Source organism: Botrimarina colliarenosi (genome assembly GCF_007859955.1).
GTDB classification, from domain to species: domain Bacteria; phylum Planctomycetota; class Planctomycetia; order Pirellulales; family Lacipirellulaceae; genus Botrimarina; species Botrimarina colliarenosi.
This window is the reverse complement of sequence record NZ_SJPR01000002.1, coordinates 584,717-602,850: the sequence shown is the minus strand read 5'-3', so window position 1 is coordinate 602,850 and position 18,134 is coordinate 584,717. Positions and strand designations below refer to the sequence as shown.

At 66.6% G+C, this 18,134-nt stretch carries 13 protein-coding genes; 9 read left to right on the top strand and 4 right to left on the bottom strand.

Annotation, left to right across the window (positions count from 1 at the left end; genetic code table 11):
- Positions 1-43 precede the first annotated feature (43 nt).
- From Pla108_RS10380 to Pla108_RS10340, 9 genes are all read left to right on the top strand, one after another.
- Positions 44-973, top strand: coding sequence for a glycosyltransferase family 2 protein (locus Pla108_RS10380; RefSeq protein ID WP_146444857.1), 930 nt, complete (start codon positions 44-46; stop codon positions 971-973).
- The gene (locus tag Pla108_RS10375) at positions 970-2,334 is read left to right on the top strand and encodes a glycosyltransferase family 4 protein (protein WP_146444856.1); all 1,365 of its coding nucleotides are present in this window, start codon (positions 970-972) and stop codon (positions 2,332-2,334) included. The genes Pla108_RS10380 and Pla108_RS10375 overlap by 4 nt, the downstream gene beginning before the upstream one ends.
- A 2-nt stretch (positions 2,335-2,336) precedes the next feature.
- Complete coding sequence (locus Pla108_RS10370) at positions 2,337-3,236, top strand: glycosyltransferase family 2 protein (RefSeq protein WP_146444855.1); 900 nt, start codon at positions 2,337-2,339, stop codon at positions 3,234-3,236.
- Positions 3,233-4,231: a glycosyltransferase family 2 protein gene (locus Pla108_RS10365; protein WP_197526463.1), complete on the top strand. Its 999-nt coding sequence runs from the start codon at positions 3,233-3,235 to the stop codon at positions 4,229-4,231. Before Pla108_RS10370 ends, Pla108_RS10365 begins: the two co-directional genes overlap by 4 nt.
- Positions 4,228-5,730: a hypothetical protein gene (locus Pla108_RS10360; protein WP_146444853.1), complete on the top strand. Its 1,503-nt coding sequence runs from the start codon at positions 4,228-4,230 to the stop codon at positions 5,728-5,730. The genes Pla108_RS10365 and Pla108_RS10360 overlap by 4 nt, the downstream gene beginning before the upstream one ends.
- Positions 5,727-6,431, top strand: coding sequence for an FkbM family methyltransferase (locus Pla108_RS10355; protein WP_197526462.1), 705 nt, complete (start codon positions 5,727-5,729; stop codon positions 6,429-6,431). The genes Pla108_RS10360 and Pla108_RS10355 overlap by 4 nt, the downstream gene beginning before the upstream one ends.
- Positions 6,432-6,529: 98 nt before the next feature.
- Positions 6,530-7,732, top strand: coding sequence for a glycosyltransferase family 4 protein (locus tag Pla108_RS10350; RefSeq protein WP_146444851.1), 1,203 nt, complete (start codon positions 6,530-6,532; stop codon positions 7,730-7,732).
- Positions 7,716-8,903 (top strand): glycosyltransferase family 4 protein, encoded by a 1,188-nt coding sequence (locus Pla108_RS10345; RefSeq protein ID WP_146444850.1) that lies wholly within the window; start codon positions 7,716-7,718, stop codon positions 8,901-8,903. The genes Pla108_RS10350 and Pla108_RS10345 overlap by 17 nt, the downstream gene beginning before the upstream one ends.
- Complete coding sequence (locus Pla108_RS10340; RefSeq protein WP_146444849.1) at positions 8,896-10,101, top strand: glycosyltransferase family 4 protein; 1,206 nt, start codon at positions 8,896-8,898, stop codon at positions 10,099-10,101. The genes Pla108_RS10345 and Pla108_RS10340 overlap by 8 nt, the downstream gene beginning before the upstream one ends.
- On the opposite strand, the gene Pla108_RS10335 is transcribed toward Pla108_RS10340, so the two are convergent.
- The 4 genes from Pla108_RS10335 to Pla108_RS10320 are packed head-to-tail and all read right to left on the bottom strand — an operon-like array spanning position 10,102 to position 17,984.
- Positions 10,102-12,099 carry a SulP family inorganic anion transporter gene (locus Pla108_RS10335; RefSeq protein WP_231934415.1) on the bottom strand — a complete coding sequence of 666 codons (1,998 nt, stop codon included), beginning with the start codon at positions 12,097-12,099 and terminating at the stop codon, positions 10,102-10,104.
- On the bottom strand, positions 12,092-13,564 hold the full coding sequence (locus tag Pla108_RS10330; protein ID WP_146444847.1) for a proton-conducting transporter transmembrane domain-containing protein: 1,473 nt from the start codon (positions 13,562-13,564) through the stop codon (positions 12,092-12,094). Before Pla108_RS10330 ends, Pla108_RS10335 begins: the two co-directional genes overlap by 8 nt.
- The gene (locus tag Pla108_RS10325; RefSeq protein ID WP_146444846.1) at positions 13,561-14,958 is read right to left on the bottom strand and encodes a proton-conducting transporter transmembrane domain-containing protein; all 1,398 of its coding nucleotides are present in this window, start codon (positions 14,956-14,958) and stop codon (positions 13,561-13,563) included. The genes Pla108_RS10330 and Pla108_RS10325 overlap by 4 nt, the downstream gene beginning before the upstream one ends.
- Positions 14,955-17,984 carry a DUF2309 domain-containing protein gene (locus tag Pla108_RS10320; protein WP_197526461.1) on the bottom strand — a complete coding sequence of 1,010 codons (3,030 nt, stop codon included), beginning with the start codon at positions 17,982-17,984 and terminating at the stop codon, positions 14,955-14,957. Before Pla108_RS10320 ends, Pla108_RS10325 begins: the two co-directional genes overlap by 4 nt.
- Between the last annotated feature and the right edge of the window lie 150 nt (positions 17,985-18,134).

The following is an 18,134-nucleotide window of genomic DNA, read 5'->3' as shown; positions in this document are numbered from 1 at the left end:
CGGCCGAGCGCCTCCCCGAAACCGCCGTGTTGCTCGTCGCGTGATGTCGCCCCTCTCTAATCCGCCGCCGGTCTCGGTCCTGATGCCGGTGTACAACTGCGAGCCGTACCTCGACGAGGCGGTCCGGAGCATCCGCGGCCAGACGTTCAGCGACTTTGAGTTCGTCATCGTCAACGACGGCTCGACCGACGGCTCGCTGGCGACCCTCCGCCGCCACGCGGCCGAAGACCCGCGGATCGTCGTCATCGACCGGCCGAACGGCGGGATCGTCGCGGCCCTGAACGCCGGCGTCGCCCAGTGCCGGGGCGCCCTCATCGCGCGGATGGACGGCGACGACATCGCGCTGCCTGAGCGGCTGGCGCTTTCGAAGCAATTGCTAGACGCCCGCCCCGAAGTCGGGGTCGTGGGGACGGCGGCGGTTGTGGTCGACGAGCAGGGTGTGCCCTGTGACGAATTGCGACGCCCCCTCAGCCACGCCGACATCGATCGTTGCGCCACCCAGACCGGTTGGTGCGGCGTGCTGCACCCGACCGTGATGGTCCGGGCTTCGCTGCTGCACCAGCACCCGTACGACGACCGTTACCCTTCGGCGGAAGATTACGACCTCTTCCTAAGACTTTCCGAAGTCACCGTGGTCGAGAACTTGCCGGAAGCGTTGCTTCTTTACCGGCGCCACGGCAATTCTATCTGCGGCAGCCGGCAGGCAGAACAGGCGGCGTCGGTCTTTCGGGCGTTGCAGGCGACGGCAAAGCGACGCGGCGCCAAGATGAATCAAGAGCTTGCCCAGCTTGCGTATCGGGCCAGTTGGCTCGCACGCGACGAGAAGAGATACTCGCAGGCGGTCCGTTTCGGCTTAGCCGCTTCGCGCTATCGGCCGATGAGTTCGTACGGCGCCCGCGCAACAGTCAGTGCGGTGGCGGCCTTCTTCCGCGGCGGTTTTTCGCGTGGCGCTCGTCTCGGAGAGTCGCCATGAGTAACGTCGTCTCGGAAACGACGCACAGCGAACTTGCTGCGTCTAGCCTGCACGTGATCCGTTCGGGCGCGATCGGCGGCATCGAGCGGCAGGCGCAAGAGTTTTCCGCCGAGCTGGCCCGCTTGGGCGCTGCGCAGGAACTTTGGATTCTTAGTATCGACCCGGTCGACGCCTCGGTCGTGGCGTGGCACGAACGGCGGATTCCCGTCCGCGTGATCGACGACCGCCGCGGCGCGTGCTTTGGGATCGGCCGGCTGGTCTCGTTGTGGCGACGATTCCGCGCCCGAGAGGAAGCGATCGTCCACTTCCACTACGCCTTGCCACACGGCTTGATCTGGAACGAGTTGTGGGCGGCGAAACTCGCCGGCAAACGTGTCGTGGCGACGCTGCACCACACGATCGTTTGGCCGAAGATCACCGGCGCCAATCGCATCAAGCAGTGGCTGGCCCGGCGGGCGATCGACGCCTTCACCGTCACGACCCACCACGCCCTCGGCTTGGCGGGCGCGGCGCTCGGGCCCGAGCGCGTGTGGCGCGTCCCCTGTTGTGTGCCTGGCGGAAAGGCTTCGGAGGAACAAATCCAAGCGGCGCGCGACGCCTTAGGGCTCACAGCGTCGCAGCGACTCGTTGTGACGCTGGGGCGGACGGTGCGTGAGAAGGGTGTTTTTGACGTCGCTGATGTCGCGGAAGGCTGGCCCGCCGAGTCGCCCGAGACGGTCTTTCTGATCGCCGGGAGTGGCCCGGCGGCTGAAGCGATCGCCCAGCGGGCCGCCGCGGCGGAGCGGCTGCGGTACGTCGGACGCGTTGAGGACGCGGACGCCTTGCTGGCCGCCGCCGACCTTTTCCTACTCCCGTCGTACGAAGAGGGATTCGGTCTGGTGTTCGCCGAAGCGGGCGTGCAGCAGACGCCGTCCGTTGCGTACGACCTACCGACCGTCCGAGAGGTGGTGACGCCGGGCGAAGCCGGTTGGCTGGCGCCGGTCGGTGACATCAAGAAGCTTACCGAGACGGTCCACGGCGCCTTGGCGAACGACGAAGAACGAAGGCGTCGCGGACTAGAGGCGGCGCGGGTTGCTGCGGAGTATTCTCCGCAAGTCGTTCTGCCCGCCCTACTGGCGGTTTACCAGAGCCTTACGCCCCAACCGACTCGCGACCCGGCTCTGAAAGATAGCGACCGTGTCCGCGCCGCCACCCGTCTCGGCGACCATCCGTCGCAGGCCATTGCGATGTTTGCTGTCGGATTCGTGGCGAGTTTTTTCTTGCGGCTGTCGATCCTTCGGCGTCGACATGACAGCGGAACCTTCCGGGCCGCACTCTGCCCCGGCGGGCGAGCCATCGAACCGCCCCGCGGGAGGGACTAGTCATGGCGATCTCGGTTTGCATCTGCACCATGACGCGGCCCGACGATTTGCGCCGGGCGCTCGAGGCGCTGTCTCAATCGGGCGCGCCGCCGTTGGAAGTGCTGGTGAGCGACGATTCACCCGCCGATGACCGCCGATCCGAGGAGGTCTGTCGGTCTTTCGCGGGCGTCCATTACGCGCCGGGCCCCCGCCGGGGGCTGTCGGCGAATCGCAACGCGGTGGTGCGGCGGTGCCGGGGCGACTGGGTCCATTTTATTGACGACGACGTCCAAGTGCCGCCCGGCTTTTATGCGGAGGCGGAACGCGTCGTTGCGGGTCTTGATACCGATTGCGTCGTGACGGGTTATCAGTACGACTTCCAACCAGAGGCCGAAACGCCCTGGCTGACAAAGCCGGCTTACTGCGGTCTTTGGGCGCACATGAGCCCCGCGGAAGATGGGAAGGCGAATTGCGTCGTTATCAACGCCGCTCTCTTTCCGCGTGGGCTCTTCGAGGCGGCGCTCTTCGACGAACGCTTTCGGTACGGCTGGGAGGAGGCCGACATCACGCAGCACGCGATCGCGCTCGGCAAGCGAGTCGAGGTCGCCCCCACCCTGGTTGTTGATCATTATCCGTCGCCCTCGAATCGAGATCTCTACGCGAAGTTAATCGACGCGTCGGCGGTCTACGCCGGGCTGAAGCGGCAGTTCAGCTACAATCGATCGCTCGGGGGGACGTTGCTGTTCGCCACGGTTGGCGTCGGTCGGCTGCTGCTGCACCGGCTCCGCGCCCGTGGCGTCGCCGGCGCGACGGCGTCGGCGCGCGGTGCGATCCAAGGCTATTCACTTTTTCTTGATTTCCTCATGCACAAATCCGAGCCCCTCCAGCCGTTGCTACGAACCACCGACGTATCGAAAGTTTGAACGCCACGATCGACATCTCCGTCATTGTCCCCACGTATCGCCGGCCCGACGTGCTGGTTGGGTGCCTGCGTGCGTTGCATGCGCAGTCGCATGAACCGCTTGAGGTGCTGGTCTCTTATCGGAGCGACGACACGGCGACGGCGACGGCGATCGCGTCGTTGCCTGACAGCGAGCGGCGGCTTGTCCGAGCGGTGCTGCTGCGGCCGGGAGACAACCTCGCCTGTGGCTTGCGGAACGGCGTCGCCGCGAGCCGGGGTCAGTTGGTGGCCCTGACCGATGACGACGCCGAGGCCCCGGCCGATTGGCTCGAGCGCCTCGCGGCGCGGTTTGATGATCCACGGGTAGGGGGCGTGGGGGGCCGCGACCTGATCGACGAGCCCTCGCGACCGGCTTTGACGGTCGGCAGGCTGCAGTGGTTCGGCAGGATGATCGGCAATCACCATGCGGGACAGGGCGATCCTCGCGAGGTCGATTTTCTGAAAGGGGTCAACTGCTGCTTCCGGGGAGACGTGCTGCGCGACCTGGGCGTCGACACGCGGCTCGTTGGCGCCGGCAACGTCGTCCATTGGGAACTCGCTATTTGCTTGCCCCTCAAGCGGGCCGGGTGGCGGCTGATCTACGACCCCGCGATCACGCTGGTCCATCACGCCGCGCCACGCCAAGACGGCGACGACAACCACCGCGGCGGTTTCAACGCCGACGCCTTGCGGGACATGGTCCACAACGAAACGCTGGTGCTGTTCGACCAGCTTGGCCCCGTTCAGCGAGCGGCGTACCTGGCGTGGGGCACGCTCATGGGCGTCGGGATCACGCCGGGCGTCGCTCAGTCTCTTCGCGCGGTCTTGACCGGTCGCGAAACGTCGTCGCAGGCGCTACGGCGCTGGCGCGCGACCCAACTCGGCCGGGTCAACGGGCTGCGGACTTGGTGGCGTGACGCCGAGGATCAGCCGCTCGACCCGCAACGGCCCGCCTTGCCCGAGGCGAAGCGAGCATGACGCCATCCCCGCCCCCGTATCCGCCGCCGCAAGCCGCCCGGACGCCGCTCGCCGGCGCCCGCCAAGCCAGCGCAGCCGAGGTCGCCTCACGCGGCCAGTACGTCGCGCTCTGCTTGGGGCTCCATACCTTAACGCTCTTCGCTTGCGCCCAGATCGACGCTCTGCGGGTGCCTGACCTCGTCGTCACGATCGCCGTGCTGGTGGTCTGCTATCAGATGGCGATCCGCGACAGCCGTCATCTCGCTCCGTTCTTGATCTCGGTCTGGGTTCTGGGCCGCTTCGTGCGCCGTCTGATCGATTGGCAGGAGGGGGGCTTCGAGTCACTCACCGCGTTGAGCCTGCTGCCGATGATGGCGATGCTGACCACGGTGATCTGCACGGCTCCTCGGTGGCGCCAGGCGCCGCACCAATTGCGACAGTGCCTGCTGCTGATGGGCGCGCCGATCGCAGTCGCCACGGCGATCGGCCTCGCCGCCTACGGCAAGGCGGCCGTTATCGACGCCTCGGGATGGCTGCTCCCTTTGCTGTTCGTGCCGTACTACGCCGTCCGGCCGACATCACTGGCGGAGCGGAAATCGGTGCTGCGCTTCGTGGTCACCCTTGCCGCCGTTGTCGCGGCGTACGGTTGGTATCAGTTCCTCTACCTGCCTCCGTGGGACGCGATGTGGCTCCGCGAGTCGGGAATGACCAGCAGCATGGGTGAGGCCAAAGTCAACAGCGTACGAGTCTGGGGAACACTCAGTTCGACCGGCCCGGCGGCCGCCTTCTGGGCCTCGTCGATAGGGCTGATGATCGCCGGCGTCCGGCCGAAGCCGGTGTGCGGCGCCCTGCATGGGCTGCTGATCGGCAGCGCCCTCTTACTGTCGCGTGTGAGAATCTGCTGGGTGTCGACGTTGGTTGGACTCGTCTCGTTCGTGTTTCTGAAGGGGAGCCGCGGCTCTTCTGAGGCGATCGGCTTCGCCGTTGTCGCCGTGATCGGGGTGGCCGTCTCGACACTGCTCCCAGGGGGCGATTTGGTGTCGGACCGACTCGACTCGTTTACGAGCCTCAGCGATGACCATAGCTTCCGAACCCGAAAAAACTTCGCATTCGAACTCGTCGATTTGGTCACCGAGACGCCCTTCGGGCGGGGGATCGGCTACGGCTCGGCGGCGAAGGTCAGCGGGGCGTCGAGCTCGTTGGCGGCGTTCGATAACGGTTTCGGCGCGGTGCTCTACTCGCTTGGTTTGCCCGGCGGGTTGCTGTGGTTTACCGGCGTCGCGATGTTGGGGAAACTCCTGTACGACGCGGCGAAGAACGACCTAACGGGCGTGAAACCATATGCGATCACGGGCTCCGTTCAACTTGCGATCTCCGTCGCCTCCTTGGCTTCCGCCTTCTTCATGGGGGGCGATATGAGTGTCGTGCTATGGCTGACGATCGGCCTTGCGTTCGCGCCGCTACCCATCGGCGCCGCGGCGCCAGCGACCCACCCCCCGTACCTGCGGACCAACCAATGAGCCGTCTGCTGACGCCGATCAAGCAACTCGTGAAGTGTGCGGTCTTCCGGCAGGGCCCGCACCCGGCCCGAATCCGGGGCGGTTCGTTGCGTGGCCGGCGGATGTTGCTCGACCTGCGCCACGACACTCAGGTGTGGCGGGGCGTTTACGAACAGTCGCTGCAAGAATGGCTCACTGCTAACGTTACGAAGGACGCCGTGTGTTTCGACGTCGGCGCCGCCGAGGGGTGGGCGACCCTGCAGATGGCGTTGCTAGCCACCGGGGGACGCGTCTTCGCCTTCGAGCCTTCGGACCGCGGTAACGACATCCGGCCAAATCTCGACCTGAATCGCGACCGGCCGTTGGCTGAGGTTCAAGTCGAGCGCTGCTACGTGGGGCGTGAGAATTGCCACGGTTCGACGTCGATCCCCACCCGATCGATCGACGCCTACATCGCCGAGAATGCGCTCGACCGATTGGACGTGATCAAGATCGACGTCGATGGCCCGGAGCTTGAGGTGCTCGACGGCGCCATGCAAGCGCTTGAGCGGCATCACCCCGCGATTTGCGTCGAAACCCATTCTCGCGAACTGACGCAAGCCGTCGTCGCAAGGCTCGCGTCGCTTGGCTACGCTACCCGGGTGGAGGAGCCGCCTAAGCACGAGCACCGCCCAATCGGTGACAACCCCTCCGTATTCGGCGAGTTCCGGGGCGTGGCTTAGCGGATGAGATGGCTTCTTAGGGACGAAGGGTTCGTTCTCACTGCCGACGGCAATACCGTTGGCATACCTGCTCGCTGCCGGCCAATGAGTTCTGCTTGATGCGTATCGCGTTGGTCAACCACACGTTCGCCCCCACCAATGGACAGGGATGCGTCAACCGGCACGTCGCGGACGCCGTCCTCGACGCCGGCGGCGCGGTGACTCTGATTGGCGATGACTTCCCGACGGAGCTCGCCGGCCGACCGGGAGTCGAGTGCCGCCCGGTAACGCCGAGCCAATCCTCGCCGACGCGGTTGCTCAAGGACCTCTCGTTCGGACGGCGCGCCACCGGCGTGGTCCGGCGTTCGCTCAAGGAGGTCGATCTCGTCGTCGCCAACGGCGGGATGCTTTTCTGCTCGGCGGACGTGAATCTCTGTCACTTCGTCCACGCGGCGTGGATCGACTCGCCTGAGCACCCGTTGCGGTCGGCAACGAAGAGCGGACCGTGGTGGCGGTGGTATCAGTACGTGTACTCACAACAGTCGAGGCGGTGGGAACGCGACGCCTACCGGCGGGCCGGACGCGTAGTCGCCGTCTCGGAACTGGTCAAACGGCAGCTACAGGAAGCCGTTGGCCTGACAGCGACGCGAATCGATGTGGTTGAGAACGGGGTCGATCTGCCGGAATCGAACCCGACCTCCGGAGATCGGCAGGCGGCGCGGCGGCTTCTTGGCGTCGCCGAGGACGATTTCATCATCTTGTTCGCAGGCGACTTGCGCACCCCTCGCAAGAACCTCGACGTGCTGCTCCGCGCCTTGCCGCGGCTGCCAGAACGGGTCGTCCTCGTCGCCGCCGGCGGCTACGAGGGGGGGCCTTACCCCCGGGCGATCGAGTCGGCCGGCCTCGGGGGCCGCGTGCGGCTGCTCGGGATGCGTGACGACTTGCGTCGGCTGTATGCCGGGGCGGACGTTTTTGCTCTGCTCTCCCACTACGAGCCCTTCGGACTCGTCGTGACGGAGGCGATGGCGGCGGGAGTTCCGGTGGTGACCGCTTTGACGGTCGGCGCCGCTTCGGCGGTTGCGGCGGGAGAGGCCGGCGTCGTTATCGACGATCCGCATGACGAGGCGGCGCTTGCGTCCGCGATGAATCGGCTACTTGACGAACCCGAAGCGCTCCGCCAGATGAGCCATAGCGCGCTGTCCGCGGCGCGAGAGCTTTCCTGGGAACGGATCAAGCCGCGCTACCTGCGGGTCTTCAACAGCGTGCTCGAAGAGCAACGTGGAACAACTACCGTCGGGAGGCGCGATGGCGCCCCCTCCTGAGGCAACGCCGCACCAACTAACGCGTCCGCTTCGACTCGTGCAGATCGGCGCCGAGTGGCTGTCGCCTGCCCGGATGGGGGGCGCCAATCGATACGCCGAGGGCTTAGCGCGGGCCCTGTCGGCGAGGGGCATCGACCAACACTGGCTAGTGATGGGGGACGAGGGTGAGGCCCCGGCGCTCAGTCTTGGCGTGCGACGGGTGTCGTCGCCCGACGCACCGTTGTGGCGGCGATACCGAGCCCTACAACAAGGCTGGGACGCGATCTGCCCCGCGCCGGACTGCGCCACTTCGCATTTCGCCCTCTATGCCTATCCTCTCCTCCGGCGACTGCATCGGATGCCGCATGTCGTCCACTTCCACGGCCCATGGGCGGCCGAGTCGCGTGCCGAGGGGGCCGGTCGGATGGTCGTCGCCCTGAAACGTCGCCTGGAGAAGAGCGTCTACGCCAGCGCCAACCGCTTCATCACGCTCTCGCAAGCGTTCGCCGACGTGCTGGTAAAGGATTACCGCGTCGATGCGCAGCGGACTCGGGTGATTCCTGGTGGGGTCGATGTCGATCGCTTCGATCTGGCGCTCACGCGGCGTGAAGCACGGTCGGCGCTCGGCTGGCCACAAGACCGCCCGACAGTGCTGTGCGTCCGCCGGTTGGTGCACCGCATGGGGTTGGAGCGGTTGGTCGAGGCGATGGAGACCGTCCGTGTGGCCCATCCCGAGGTTCGCTTAGTGATTGCGGGGAAGGGGCCGCTTACTCCGGAACTTCAAGAGACGATCCGTGCGAAGCGGCTCGGCCCGGCTGTCGAGCTGTTGGGCTTCGTTCCCGACGAGCAACTCCCGCTGGCGTACCGCGCCGCCGATCTCTCGATCGTGCCGTCGCAGTCGCTCGAAGGGTTCGGTCTGATCATCGCCGAGTCCCTCGCCGCTGGGACGCCGGCGCTGGTGACGCCGGTCGGCGGCATGCCCGAGGTGGTCCATGAGCTGAGCCCCGATCTCGTCCTCGCCGGTTCGGGTGGCGAGGAAATCGCGGCGGGCCTTACGGCGGCGCTCGACGGCCAGCTGCGGGTCCCCACCTCGCAGGAGTGCGCGGCTTACGCCCGCCGGCGATTCGACTGGCCGCAGGTTGCGGAGCGGGTGCTCGCCGTCTACGAGGAGGCCATTGCCTCACATGGCTAAAGCCGCCCCACCACGTGTGCTGTTCATCGACCAGACCGGCGAGCTCGGTGGCGCGGAGCTCTCGTTGCTCGACCTTGTCCGCTGCCGCGTCATTGCGGGGTGGACCGAGGAGGGGGTGCTGCTGCTGCAGGACGGCGCCTTCGGCGACGCCTTGCGCGAATTAGGAATCGACGTGAAGGTCGTCCCGTTCGGGGCGGGAGTCACCAAACAAGCCGGAATGGCTCGCAAGCTGCTCGCGCTGCCGCGGTCGCTGGGGGTCATTCATCGGATCGCCCGTGTGGCCCGGCCGTACGACGTCGTTTACGCCAACACTCTCAAGGCCTTGGTCCTCGGCGGCGCCGCCGCGTGGCGGGCGGGCAGGCCGATGGTGGCGCATCTTCACGATATCGTCGATTCAAGCCACTTCAGCCCAAGTAACCGCCGGGTCGTCGTGGCGGCGATGAACGCCTTCGCCAACACTGTGATCGCCAACTCACAAGCGACCGCCGACGCGTACCGGCGCGCCGGCGGCAAGCGGCCAACGATCATCGCCCACAATGGCATCGACCCCGCTCCTTTCTTGGCGGTCGATGACGGCGGAGTCGCTGCGGTGCGTTGCGACTTATCGACGCCGGCCGACGCGCCCCTGATTGGCGTCTTCGGTCGCCTCGCCGAGTGGAAGGGGCAGCGGGTCCTCCTCGAAGCTCTGCAGCGGCCCGGTGTCGACCGGGCGCATCTGATCGTCGTAGGCGACGCGCTGTTTACCGACGAGGACCGGCGTTACGCGGCCGAGTTGCGGGAGATGTCGTTGCGAAGCTCGCTCCGGGGGCGGGTCCATTGGCTCGGCCACCGCAGCGACATCGCACGGCTCATGCGAGCCTGCGACGTGATCGTCCACTGCTCGACCCAGCCCGAGCCGTTCGGTCGCGTAATCGTCGAAGGGATGCTGGCCGGCAGACCGGTGATCGCCGCCGCGGCAGGGGGGGCTCTGGAGATCGTCCGCGATGGCGCGAACGCCCTGTTGACGACCCCGGGCGACGCCGACGCGCTCGCCTGCGCGGTGCGGCGGGTGCTTGAAGAGCCCGGGCTCGGTGGACGTCTCGCCGCAGCGGGACGGGACGACGCCCTCGAACGCTTCAGCCTCGACGCCTATGCGAAAACGGTCGATGGCGTGATCGAAGAAGCCGCCGCCGGACGCAGAAGTTCACCGAGCCGTTGATTAGTGCTTGGTCAGGGAGAGGTCGGCCTCGCGGTGACCGCTCCGGGAGGGGGTGAGTCGCATCGATTCGACGGGCTCGACCCAGGCCACCGGCGCCATGTCGAGCGACGCCTCGGAGCGGATTAACTCGGCGACTGCGTCGCATAGCGCCCGCGGCCCGATCACCTCGATCCGGACGCCGCTGTGCGACTGGTCCCAACTGGGCGTGAAGAACGTGGTGGCGTCGCCGCTGCTCGTGGCGACGAGGCTGACGATGTCGTCCCGCAGTCGCTCGGCTACTTCGGTGTCGGCAAGCACACAGAGCTTCGACGCGTTGTACCACGCTCGTTTGCGGGCCGCGTACGGGTCGCTGGTGTAGGGCTGCAGCGTGTCGAGACCACGAACCTCGAAGCCGAGGCCTTCTTGCACAAAGTCGGCCTGCATTTGCTCAAGCTTCTCCATCACGCTGTGGTCCACCAGCTTAGCGTGAGAGACGTCGATGATGATGTTGCGGCGTTGGATGAGGCCGATCTGCTCGATCTGGCGGCGGAAGGGGATCCAGTTGCTGAACACGGCCGAGCCGCGCGCGATGATCATGCTGGCGTTGGCGTCGACTTCCTCGACTTCGATGAAGGGTTTGAACATCGTCGAGAGGGGAACGCCGTTGGCGAGGTGGATCACCATCTTGGTCAGGATGCCGATGCCGATGCCCATCAGCAGGTCGGTCGCCAGCACGGCGACGATCGTCGTGACGAAGATGACGAGCTGTTCTTTGCCGATGCGGTAGGCGTTGACGAACTCGTTGGGGTGCGCCAATCGGAAGCCGGTATAGACCAGCATCGCCGCGAGCGCCGCGAGCGGGATCCGGTGGAGGATCGTCGGGATCAACGCGACGCACAGCAAGAGAAAGACGCCGTGCCAGAGGTCGGCGAAGCGGGTGCGGGCGCCGTTGTCGATGTTCGCCTTGCTGCGGACGATCTCGGAGATCATCGGCAGGCCGCCGACGCCGGCGGCCGCCAGGTTCGCGACGCCCACGGCGAGCATGTCACGGTTCATATCGGTCTTGCGCTTCCAGGGGTCGAGCAAGTCGACTGCTTTGGAACTGAGCAGCGACTCGAGGCTCCCGATTGCAAAGAACATGAAGATCCACTTCCACGCCTTGGGATACGTCAGGGCGCCGAAGTCGGGGTAAGTGATCTGGTCAAACATTCCGAACACCTTGTCCGGCATATTGACGAGGTACTGCTCACCGAGCTGGTACTTGTGGTTGCTGAGCGTGTAGGAATGCTCGTGGAGCAGGTCGAACCCCATGCCCATGGCGACCGACACCAGCAGCACGACGATCGGCGCCGGGATCGCATTGAGCGCGGGGACACGCTTCTTCAGCACCGGCCAGAGGAACATGATCCCAATACTCACCAGGCCGATGGCCGCGATCGCGGGGTTTGCCTCGGCGACGTAGTGCGGGATCTGTTTGAGCATTTCGAGCGGCTCCCCCTTGGCGGTGACGCCCAGGGCGGTCGGGATCTGCTTGATCATGATGATCACGCCGATCGCGGCTAGCATGCCGTGCACGGCGGCGGTGGGGAAGAATTCGCCGAGGATGCCCGCCCGGAAGATCGCGAAGCAGATCTGCAGCACCGCGGCCGCGACGCCGACCGCCAGGGCGGCCTGGTAAGCGGAGTGGTCGATGTCGGTGAATCCGCCAATGACGCCGTCGCCGCCGAAGTCGTTGATACACCCGATCGCGATCACGATCAGGCCGGCGGCCGGCCCTTTGATCGTCAATTCCGAGTTGCTGATGAACGTCGTCACTAGCGCGCCGATGATCGCCGTAAAGATGCCCGCCAACGCCGGATAACCCGACGCCAACGAGATGCCTAGGCAGAGTGGCAACGCGATCAAGAAGACCAGGAAGCCGGAGAGCAAGTCGTGGCGGAGATAGCGTGTGAACCCCTCGGCGTTGCCGACGGGGGCGGGTTCGTTGGTCGTGGTGCGGGGCGCCGCCGGGTTACTCATGATCGTTGGCTGCGAAGGCGGACCTAAGCGTTGGGTCGAGGGGGGAGGGGGAGGGTGGCGAGTTGGCGAGGGGCGCCGCCGAGACAGCGGCGCGCTGACGGAGGAGCTCTGCCGCCGCGTGACGGCGCGATGCGACCCCGGGCTGGGGCCAGAGCCCGCCGCCGAGAATTAAGACAGAGAGCACGAGCACAGCGATACGCTCGGAGGGCCGGATCCCCAGATCGATTGTGCTGGCGTGCTCGCAGCCGGTGAAGATACGGAAGTAGGCCCGCAGCACGGCGACGCCGTTCAGGGCGGTCGCGATCAGCACGACGACGCCGATGACGGGCGCCGATTGCACCGCGCCCTCAACGAGGAGCTCGACCGCGATGAAGCCGACCGTGCCGGGGAAGCCGATGCTCGCCAGGCCCGTGAGCAGGAAGAGGCCCGCCAGGGTCGGCGACGCGTCGTGCAACCCATTGAAGCGATCGACGTCGATGCGGCCGACGCGGGTTTCAACGCAGCGGAGTGTGAGGCCAAAGCCGGTCATCGCCAAGCCGACCGACAGCCAGACACATAGTGCGCCGGTTAGTCCCAGGAGCGTCGCGATCTCTAGCCCCACCAGCACGAGCGACGCGTGACTCAGCAGGAGGTAAGCAAAGACCCGGCGGGCGTCGCGCTGTACGAGGGCCATCGCCGCGGCGTAGACGGCAGTGACGAGCGACACGACCGCGACGCCCCGCAGCACCGCCTCGGGGGCGTCGGGAAGAAGCAACCGCAGCGCGACATAGGCGCCGGTCATCGGTGTAACGAACAGGATCGCGGCGCCGAAGCTAACCCGGTCGAACAGGTCGACCAGCCAGAGGTGGAACGGCGTCGCGGCGCAGCGGATCAGCACCGCCAGGGCGATCGCCACCGTCCCGGCAACGGCGGCGGTCCCTTCGGCCCCCCCCCACTCTTTCAAGGCGACGCCAGCCGTCAGCAGAGCGATGAACAACGTCATGTGGAGAGTGAAGACGCGGGTCGACGCCCCACGCCGTTTGAGCTGGATAGCCACCGGAACGGCCGCGGCGGCCATCAGCGCGGTGATCAACCAGGGCGACTTCGTCGCGAGCGTCGCGAGCACAAGTGACTCGCCAATAAGCGACAGGGCAAACGAGAAGCGCGCCGCACTCGCCCGCAACGTCGCGACGAACGTGAGCAAGAACTGCAGCGCCGCCAGCGGCAGCAAGGGCGCGCTGACCTCGTCAATCACGAAGGGGTCGCCTCCCGGCAGCCAACTGAGTAGCGCCCAGCGGTCGTGCGCCTCGAAGGCGTGCACCAGGGCGAGATCGATCCAGACGGCTACCGAACAGCCCAGAGCGGCGCCCGAAGCGATCAGGGCGCACCGCCGCGCCGTATCAGGGCCCGCTTGGCGGGCCAGCAGCGCACCGAGGAGGGGCGCGAAGACCGCAATCTCGATCAGGGGAAGATGGAGCTCGTTCATGCGACTTCGGCCTCCGCTACCGGCGTCGTGGGAACGGGGGCGGCTGGCTTCGGAGGGGTGTCGCGGCGCAAGCAGTCGAGCCAGCGCTCTTCCGCGTCACGGGCGGTGGCGAAGAGCGATATAAAAGGATTGACCACCAAGCGATCGATCCAGGCGTCGAGGCTGCCGCGGTTGAGCGAGAAGCGGTAGAGCCAGCGGCGGAATGGAGAGAGCTCGGTGGCGTCGACCTGGTTGACGAGCCGGCCGCCGAGCGCGTCCTCGATCGTGCGACGGTCGTCTAGCAGACTTGGCGCCCGCAGCAATTGCAGGGTCCGCAGGCAGGCGTGTCCCACCAGGTGGACGAGCGCCAGGTAGCGGAGCCCGAGGCCGATCTCTGCGGTGATGAGCCCGACTTGCGTCACCGAGGCGAAGGCGATCGCGGTCTTGATATCGGTTTGGGCACGGGCGACAACCGCGCCGTACACCGCCGAGGCGAGCCCGAGCGTCACGACGGCGACTTGCAGCAGATGCGACGACTCAAGCAACGGGCTGACCCGCAACAGGAGGTAAGCCCCCAAGTGGACCGACAGCGCGCCGTAGAAAATGGCGCTGGAGGGGGTTGGCCCCTCCATGGCGCGGGGGACCCATTCGGAGAAGGGTAGCAGGCCCGACTTGCCCGCCGCAGCGGTCAGTAGCAGCAGGCCAATCGCCAGGGCGGCGCCCGGCTCGATCGACGCGTGGCCGTAGGGCCACGCCCCTTCGCCCATCATCGCGGAAAAGTCGCCGCCGCCGGCGCATTGGTGCATCGCCACGGCCGCGACTAGGAACGCCGCATCGGCGAACCGGTAGACCGACCAAACCCGTTGGGCGTTCCGGACCGGGGCGGGGCGGTCGTGGAAGTAGCCCACCAACAGCGCCGACGAGAGGCCCACCAACTCCCAGCCGAAGAACAGCGTCTCCACGGTGCCGGCGAGCGCCGCCATCACCATGCCGAGCAAGAACAGACCGTACTGGGCGAAGAAACGGTGGAACCCCCGTTCCCGGTGCAGGTAGCGGCTGCCGAAGGCGCCGACCGTTCCGACCAGCACGTAGGTCAGCAAGACAAACGGCACCGAGAGCCGATCGAAAACGAACTTGAAATGGAAGTGGTAGTCGTCGTGCTCGATCGCGTCGTGGACAGCGGCCCAGTTGCCGAGTTCGACCACGACGTGGCGACTGCCGGTCCACAGCATGATCACAAGCACGCCGAACGCCGTGACAAGGCCTGTGACGACACAGAGTTCGGTCAGGCGTGCGGTGGTCCGTTCGCTCAATCGAGTCGAAACGAGGGACGAGACACAGAAGACAGTGGCGAGCAGCGCGGGGGCGGCGATCGAGATTGACGCTAGCCAAGAGGCGAGTTGGTCGGAGGTCATCGGACGGCTCCCGCCACGACACGCGGCCGACGGTCGGTTTCCACCAGGGCGAAACCGAGATGGTCGCGTTGACCGCGCCACCAGGAGGTCGAGTCCGCCACAACCGGCAGGTCAGCGGGGGCGCCGTCGAAGGGCTCGAAGCGGCCGTTACGGAAGACCTGGATCTGGCCGGTCGCGGGTTCGATGGTCGCCACCTGCACCCAGTTGCCGGTGACCAGTTGGTGGATGGCTGGCGAGTCGTCCATGATCTTCAGCATCGCTTGAGGCATCGTCTCGATGACGAAGAGCAGTCGGATGGGCTCGTGGATCTCGACCATCTGCCACGGCAGGCCGGTCCGCAGGTCGCTGCCGGCGCCGTCCATCACCCCGAGCAGCGACGTCACGTTGTGCGGCAGCTTGGTGCCGCAGCCGTAGCCCTTGTTGTCGACCCGCGAAAAGTAGTACTCGAGGTTGATGCCGCCGCAGACGGGGATCACCGCCCCGAGAATGCGGGCTAGCACGGAGTGGTTCTCATCGTCGAGACGTGGGTCGTACGAGGTGAGGAACGCGCGACGGTCGAGGTACAGCCCGCGGCTCCAGTTGCGGCGTCCGACGAGGCACATGGCGTTGGTGGCGTGGCCACACTCCGACCGCACCTGCGAAAGGTCTTCGGAACGTCCTTCGACATGCTTCAGAGCGGCGTCTGCCGTCAGCGAGAGGTCGGCCGATTCGAAACGCCGGCAGCGCTCGTGGGCGTCGCGTCGGCGAGCAACCTCGACGGAGGCCATGAGCCGCTCTAGCAGGGGCCTCTTAACAGCAGGTAGGTTGTCGAGGTCGTAGTACTCGACGCTGTCGTTGCAGGTGTTGTGGTAGGCGCCGACAAACGAGCACGTGGGCGGGATTTGGACCCCTCGCTGGGCGAGTTCGGCCCGGACGCGGGCGTCGTTCGCCATCTGGGCAAACGCCCGGGCGTTTGGACCGCCGCGACCGCCGCCGCACGCCCCGCAGTCGTACGCCGCGGCGTGGGGGTTGTTGAGGCTCGACGAGCCGTGACCAAAAATCACCACGAGGTCGGACAGCCGGCCCCCCAGCCCCGAGGAGACGAGCAAGCCGTTGACGATGTCGGCCATTTGCGGAATCGTGTAGCCCCGCAGCCCCGAGCCGGCTTCGCCCGCCTCGATGCAGATTTCGGTCTGCTTGATCGTGACGATCTGGCCGACACGGTGGCGCAGCCGGGCGGCCATGCGGGGGAAGAGCACGCAGAAGACCAGCGGCGCTGCCGCGACGGCACCCGCCACCGCGGTCAGCATCCCACCGAGGAACGAGCGCGAGCCCTGGGTGACCCTATAGGCGGTCTGTCCCATCGCCTTGCGGGCGGTCGCCCGGCGCCGGTTCGAGGCAGCGGCCGAGTAGGCGGGGGCCTCGATGACGTCGTGCTGTGGCTTGACGTTCACGGGGCAGAGCGGCCGGAACTGCGACTCACCCAGCCCGCGGTAGTACATGGCGACGCCAAAAAAGCCAGCCGAACCGAGCGTCTCGCCCTCGGGGTCGACCTCTTCGAGGTGGCGTCGGAACGACTCCTCACGGTCGTCGATACAAAAGACCGTCTGGTACGCGGGCGGCTTCTGCATGCCGGCCCGTTCGGACGCGAGGCATGACCGTCGCAGCGCCTTGAGGGCGGCCTCGCGGTAGTGGCGTTCGTACGCCTCGTGATAGAACTGCCGACGCCGCCGGCTTGGGAAGGCCGCGATTTCGCTCATCAGCAGACGCCACTCGACCGGCGTGAGCCGCAGCAGTTCGACGGGCGACCAGCCGCGTATCTGAGCGATTTGGAACGCTTGGAACGCCAGGTTCGTCCGTGGCGAGTCGTCCCGAGCCATCGGCTGTAGGGCGGGCGCTCGCTCGGACTCGGTCGCTTCTCGGGCGAGCCGGAGCAATAGCAGCCGGACCGCAACGTATTCGACTAGCGACCCCCGCGGCGCGGGCCGGGCGGTCCACTCGGCGTTGGTCTCCATCTGCCAGATCATCCCCGCCCAGCCGCGTAGTTTGAGCAACTCCGCCTGGAGGAAGGCCTCTTGCTCCGCAGCCGGGACCCCGAGCGCCGCGAGCGATCGGCGAATCGATCCGGTCGGCGACGCCTCTTCGGCGACGAGGCCCGGCAGCGGATGGAGCCAGCGTTCGACCGGGCGGGCGTAGAGAAACGACGTCCGGAACGATTCGAAGAGCCCCGCGACGCGTTGCGGCAAGTCCCAGTTGGCGTATCCCTGATCGAGGAAGGCGGAGCAGAAGCGGATGAGGACCGAATCAACGAGTTCGTCGGCGGCCGCTGCGGACGGATCGCGACGCCGACCGTCCGCACCCTCGGCAGGCAGCTCGGACAGCTCAGCGCCGTGCCGGCAGGTGGCCCATAACAGGTGGAGCGTAAAGGCCTCCCAGTCTTCGGCGGTCCAGGTCTCGAACTTTCCGGAACCGATCCCCTCGATCGCCGACTGGATCGCGGCGGACATCGGGTGGTTGGCGGCGTCGCCATTGACGAAATCTCGCACCAGCCAACGCCGGGCGTCGGCGATGCAGTGCCCCCGGTCGCTCACGGCGGCCTCGGCGCGGAAGCGGTACAGCGCCTCGGTCTCTTCGATGAACCAGCGGACTTCAGCCGGCCGGCCCTCACGCAGGGGATGCGCCAGCATGCTCATCCACAGATCGTGCCGCGTGCCGAGACAAGCGATCAAGGTGTCGCCCTCCTGGTCGAACGACGCATGAAGCTCGCGTTCGAGGTCGTCGGCGGTGATCCGGCCGCGCTCGAACTCGCGGCGGTAAGCGTCCTCGGGCAAGAACGGGTGACAGTCGTAGAGGTCGGCGCCGACGAACACCGCCTCGCTGAAAGGGAGATTCTCTAAGGCGTGCAGCGTGTTGTGGTGCACGAAGACGGTGATCGGGCCCTGCGACGGCAGCAGGTGCGCCAGATGCTCGATCGTCGCCTCGATCGAGTCGCGAGTTGCGGCCATACCAACCGAGGCAGGGGAGTTACCGAGAGGGGCGGTCTTCACAACGAACTTCGTGGGGCAGCGTGCGGGGCGACCTCGTCGGCGGACGACAAGAGGTCTGTTTCGACTGCTGCAGTGGTTCAAAGGGAGTCCGCTCCGCCCTGACGCGGCGATTCTACGTCGTTATCGACAGGTGCGGACCGGCAATGGGAT

Bases quoted from the DNA above. Each gene is read 5' to 3' on its own strand.
- Pla108_RS10380 (WP_146444857.1), top strand. From the start codon at position 44: ATGTCGCCCCTCTCTAATCCGCCGCCGGTCTCGGTCCTGATGCCGGTG.
- Pla108_RS10330 (WP_146444847.1), bottom strand. From the start codon at position 13,564: ATGAACGAGCTCCATCTTCCCCTGATCGAGATTGCGGTCTTCGCGCCC.
- Pla108_RS10370 (WP_146444855.1), top strand. From the start codon at position 2,337: ATGGCGATCTCGGTTTGCATCTGCACCATGACGCGGCCCGACGATTTG.
- Pla108_RS10375 (WP_146444856.1), top strand. From the start codon at position 970: ATGAGTAACGTCGTCTCGGAAACGACGCACAGCGAACTTGCTGCGTCT.
- Pla108_RS10335 (WP_231934415.1), bottom strand. From the start codon at position 12,099: ATGAGTAACCCGGCGGCGCCCCGCACCACGACCAACGAACCCGCCCCC.
- Pla108_RS10355 (WP_197526462.1), top strand. From the start codon at position 5,727: ATGAGCCGTCTGCTGACGCCGATCAAGCAACTCGTGAAGTGTGCGGTC.
- Pla108_RS10360 (WP_146444853.1), top strand. From the start codon at position 4,228: ATGACGCCATCCCCGCCCCCGTATCCGCCGCCGCAAGCCGCCCGGACG.
- Pla108_RS10340 (WP_146444849.1), top strand. From the start codon at position 8,896: ATGGCTAAAGCCGCCCCACCACGTGTGCTGTTCATCGACCAGACCGGC.
- Pla108_RS10345 (WP_146444850.1), top strand. From the start codon at position 7,716: ATGGCGCCCCCTCCTGAGGCAACGCCGCACCAACTAACGCGTCCGCTT.
- Pla108_RS10325 (WP_146444846.1), bottom strand. From the start codon at position 14,958: ATGACCTCCGACCAACTCGCCTCTTGGCTAGCGTCAATCTCGATCGCC.
- Pla108_RS10350 (WP_146444851.1), top strand. From the start codon at position 6,530: ATGCGTATCGCGTTGGTCAACCACACGTTCGCCCCCACCAATGGACAG.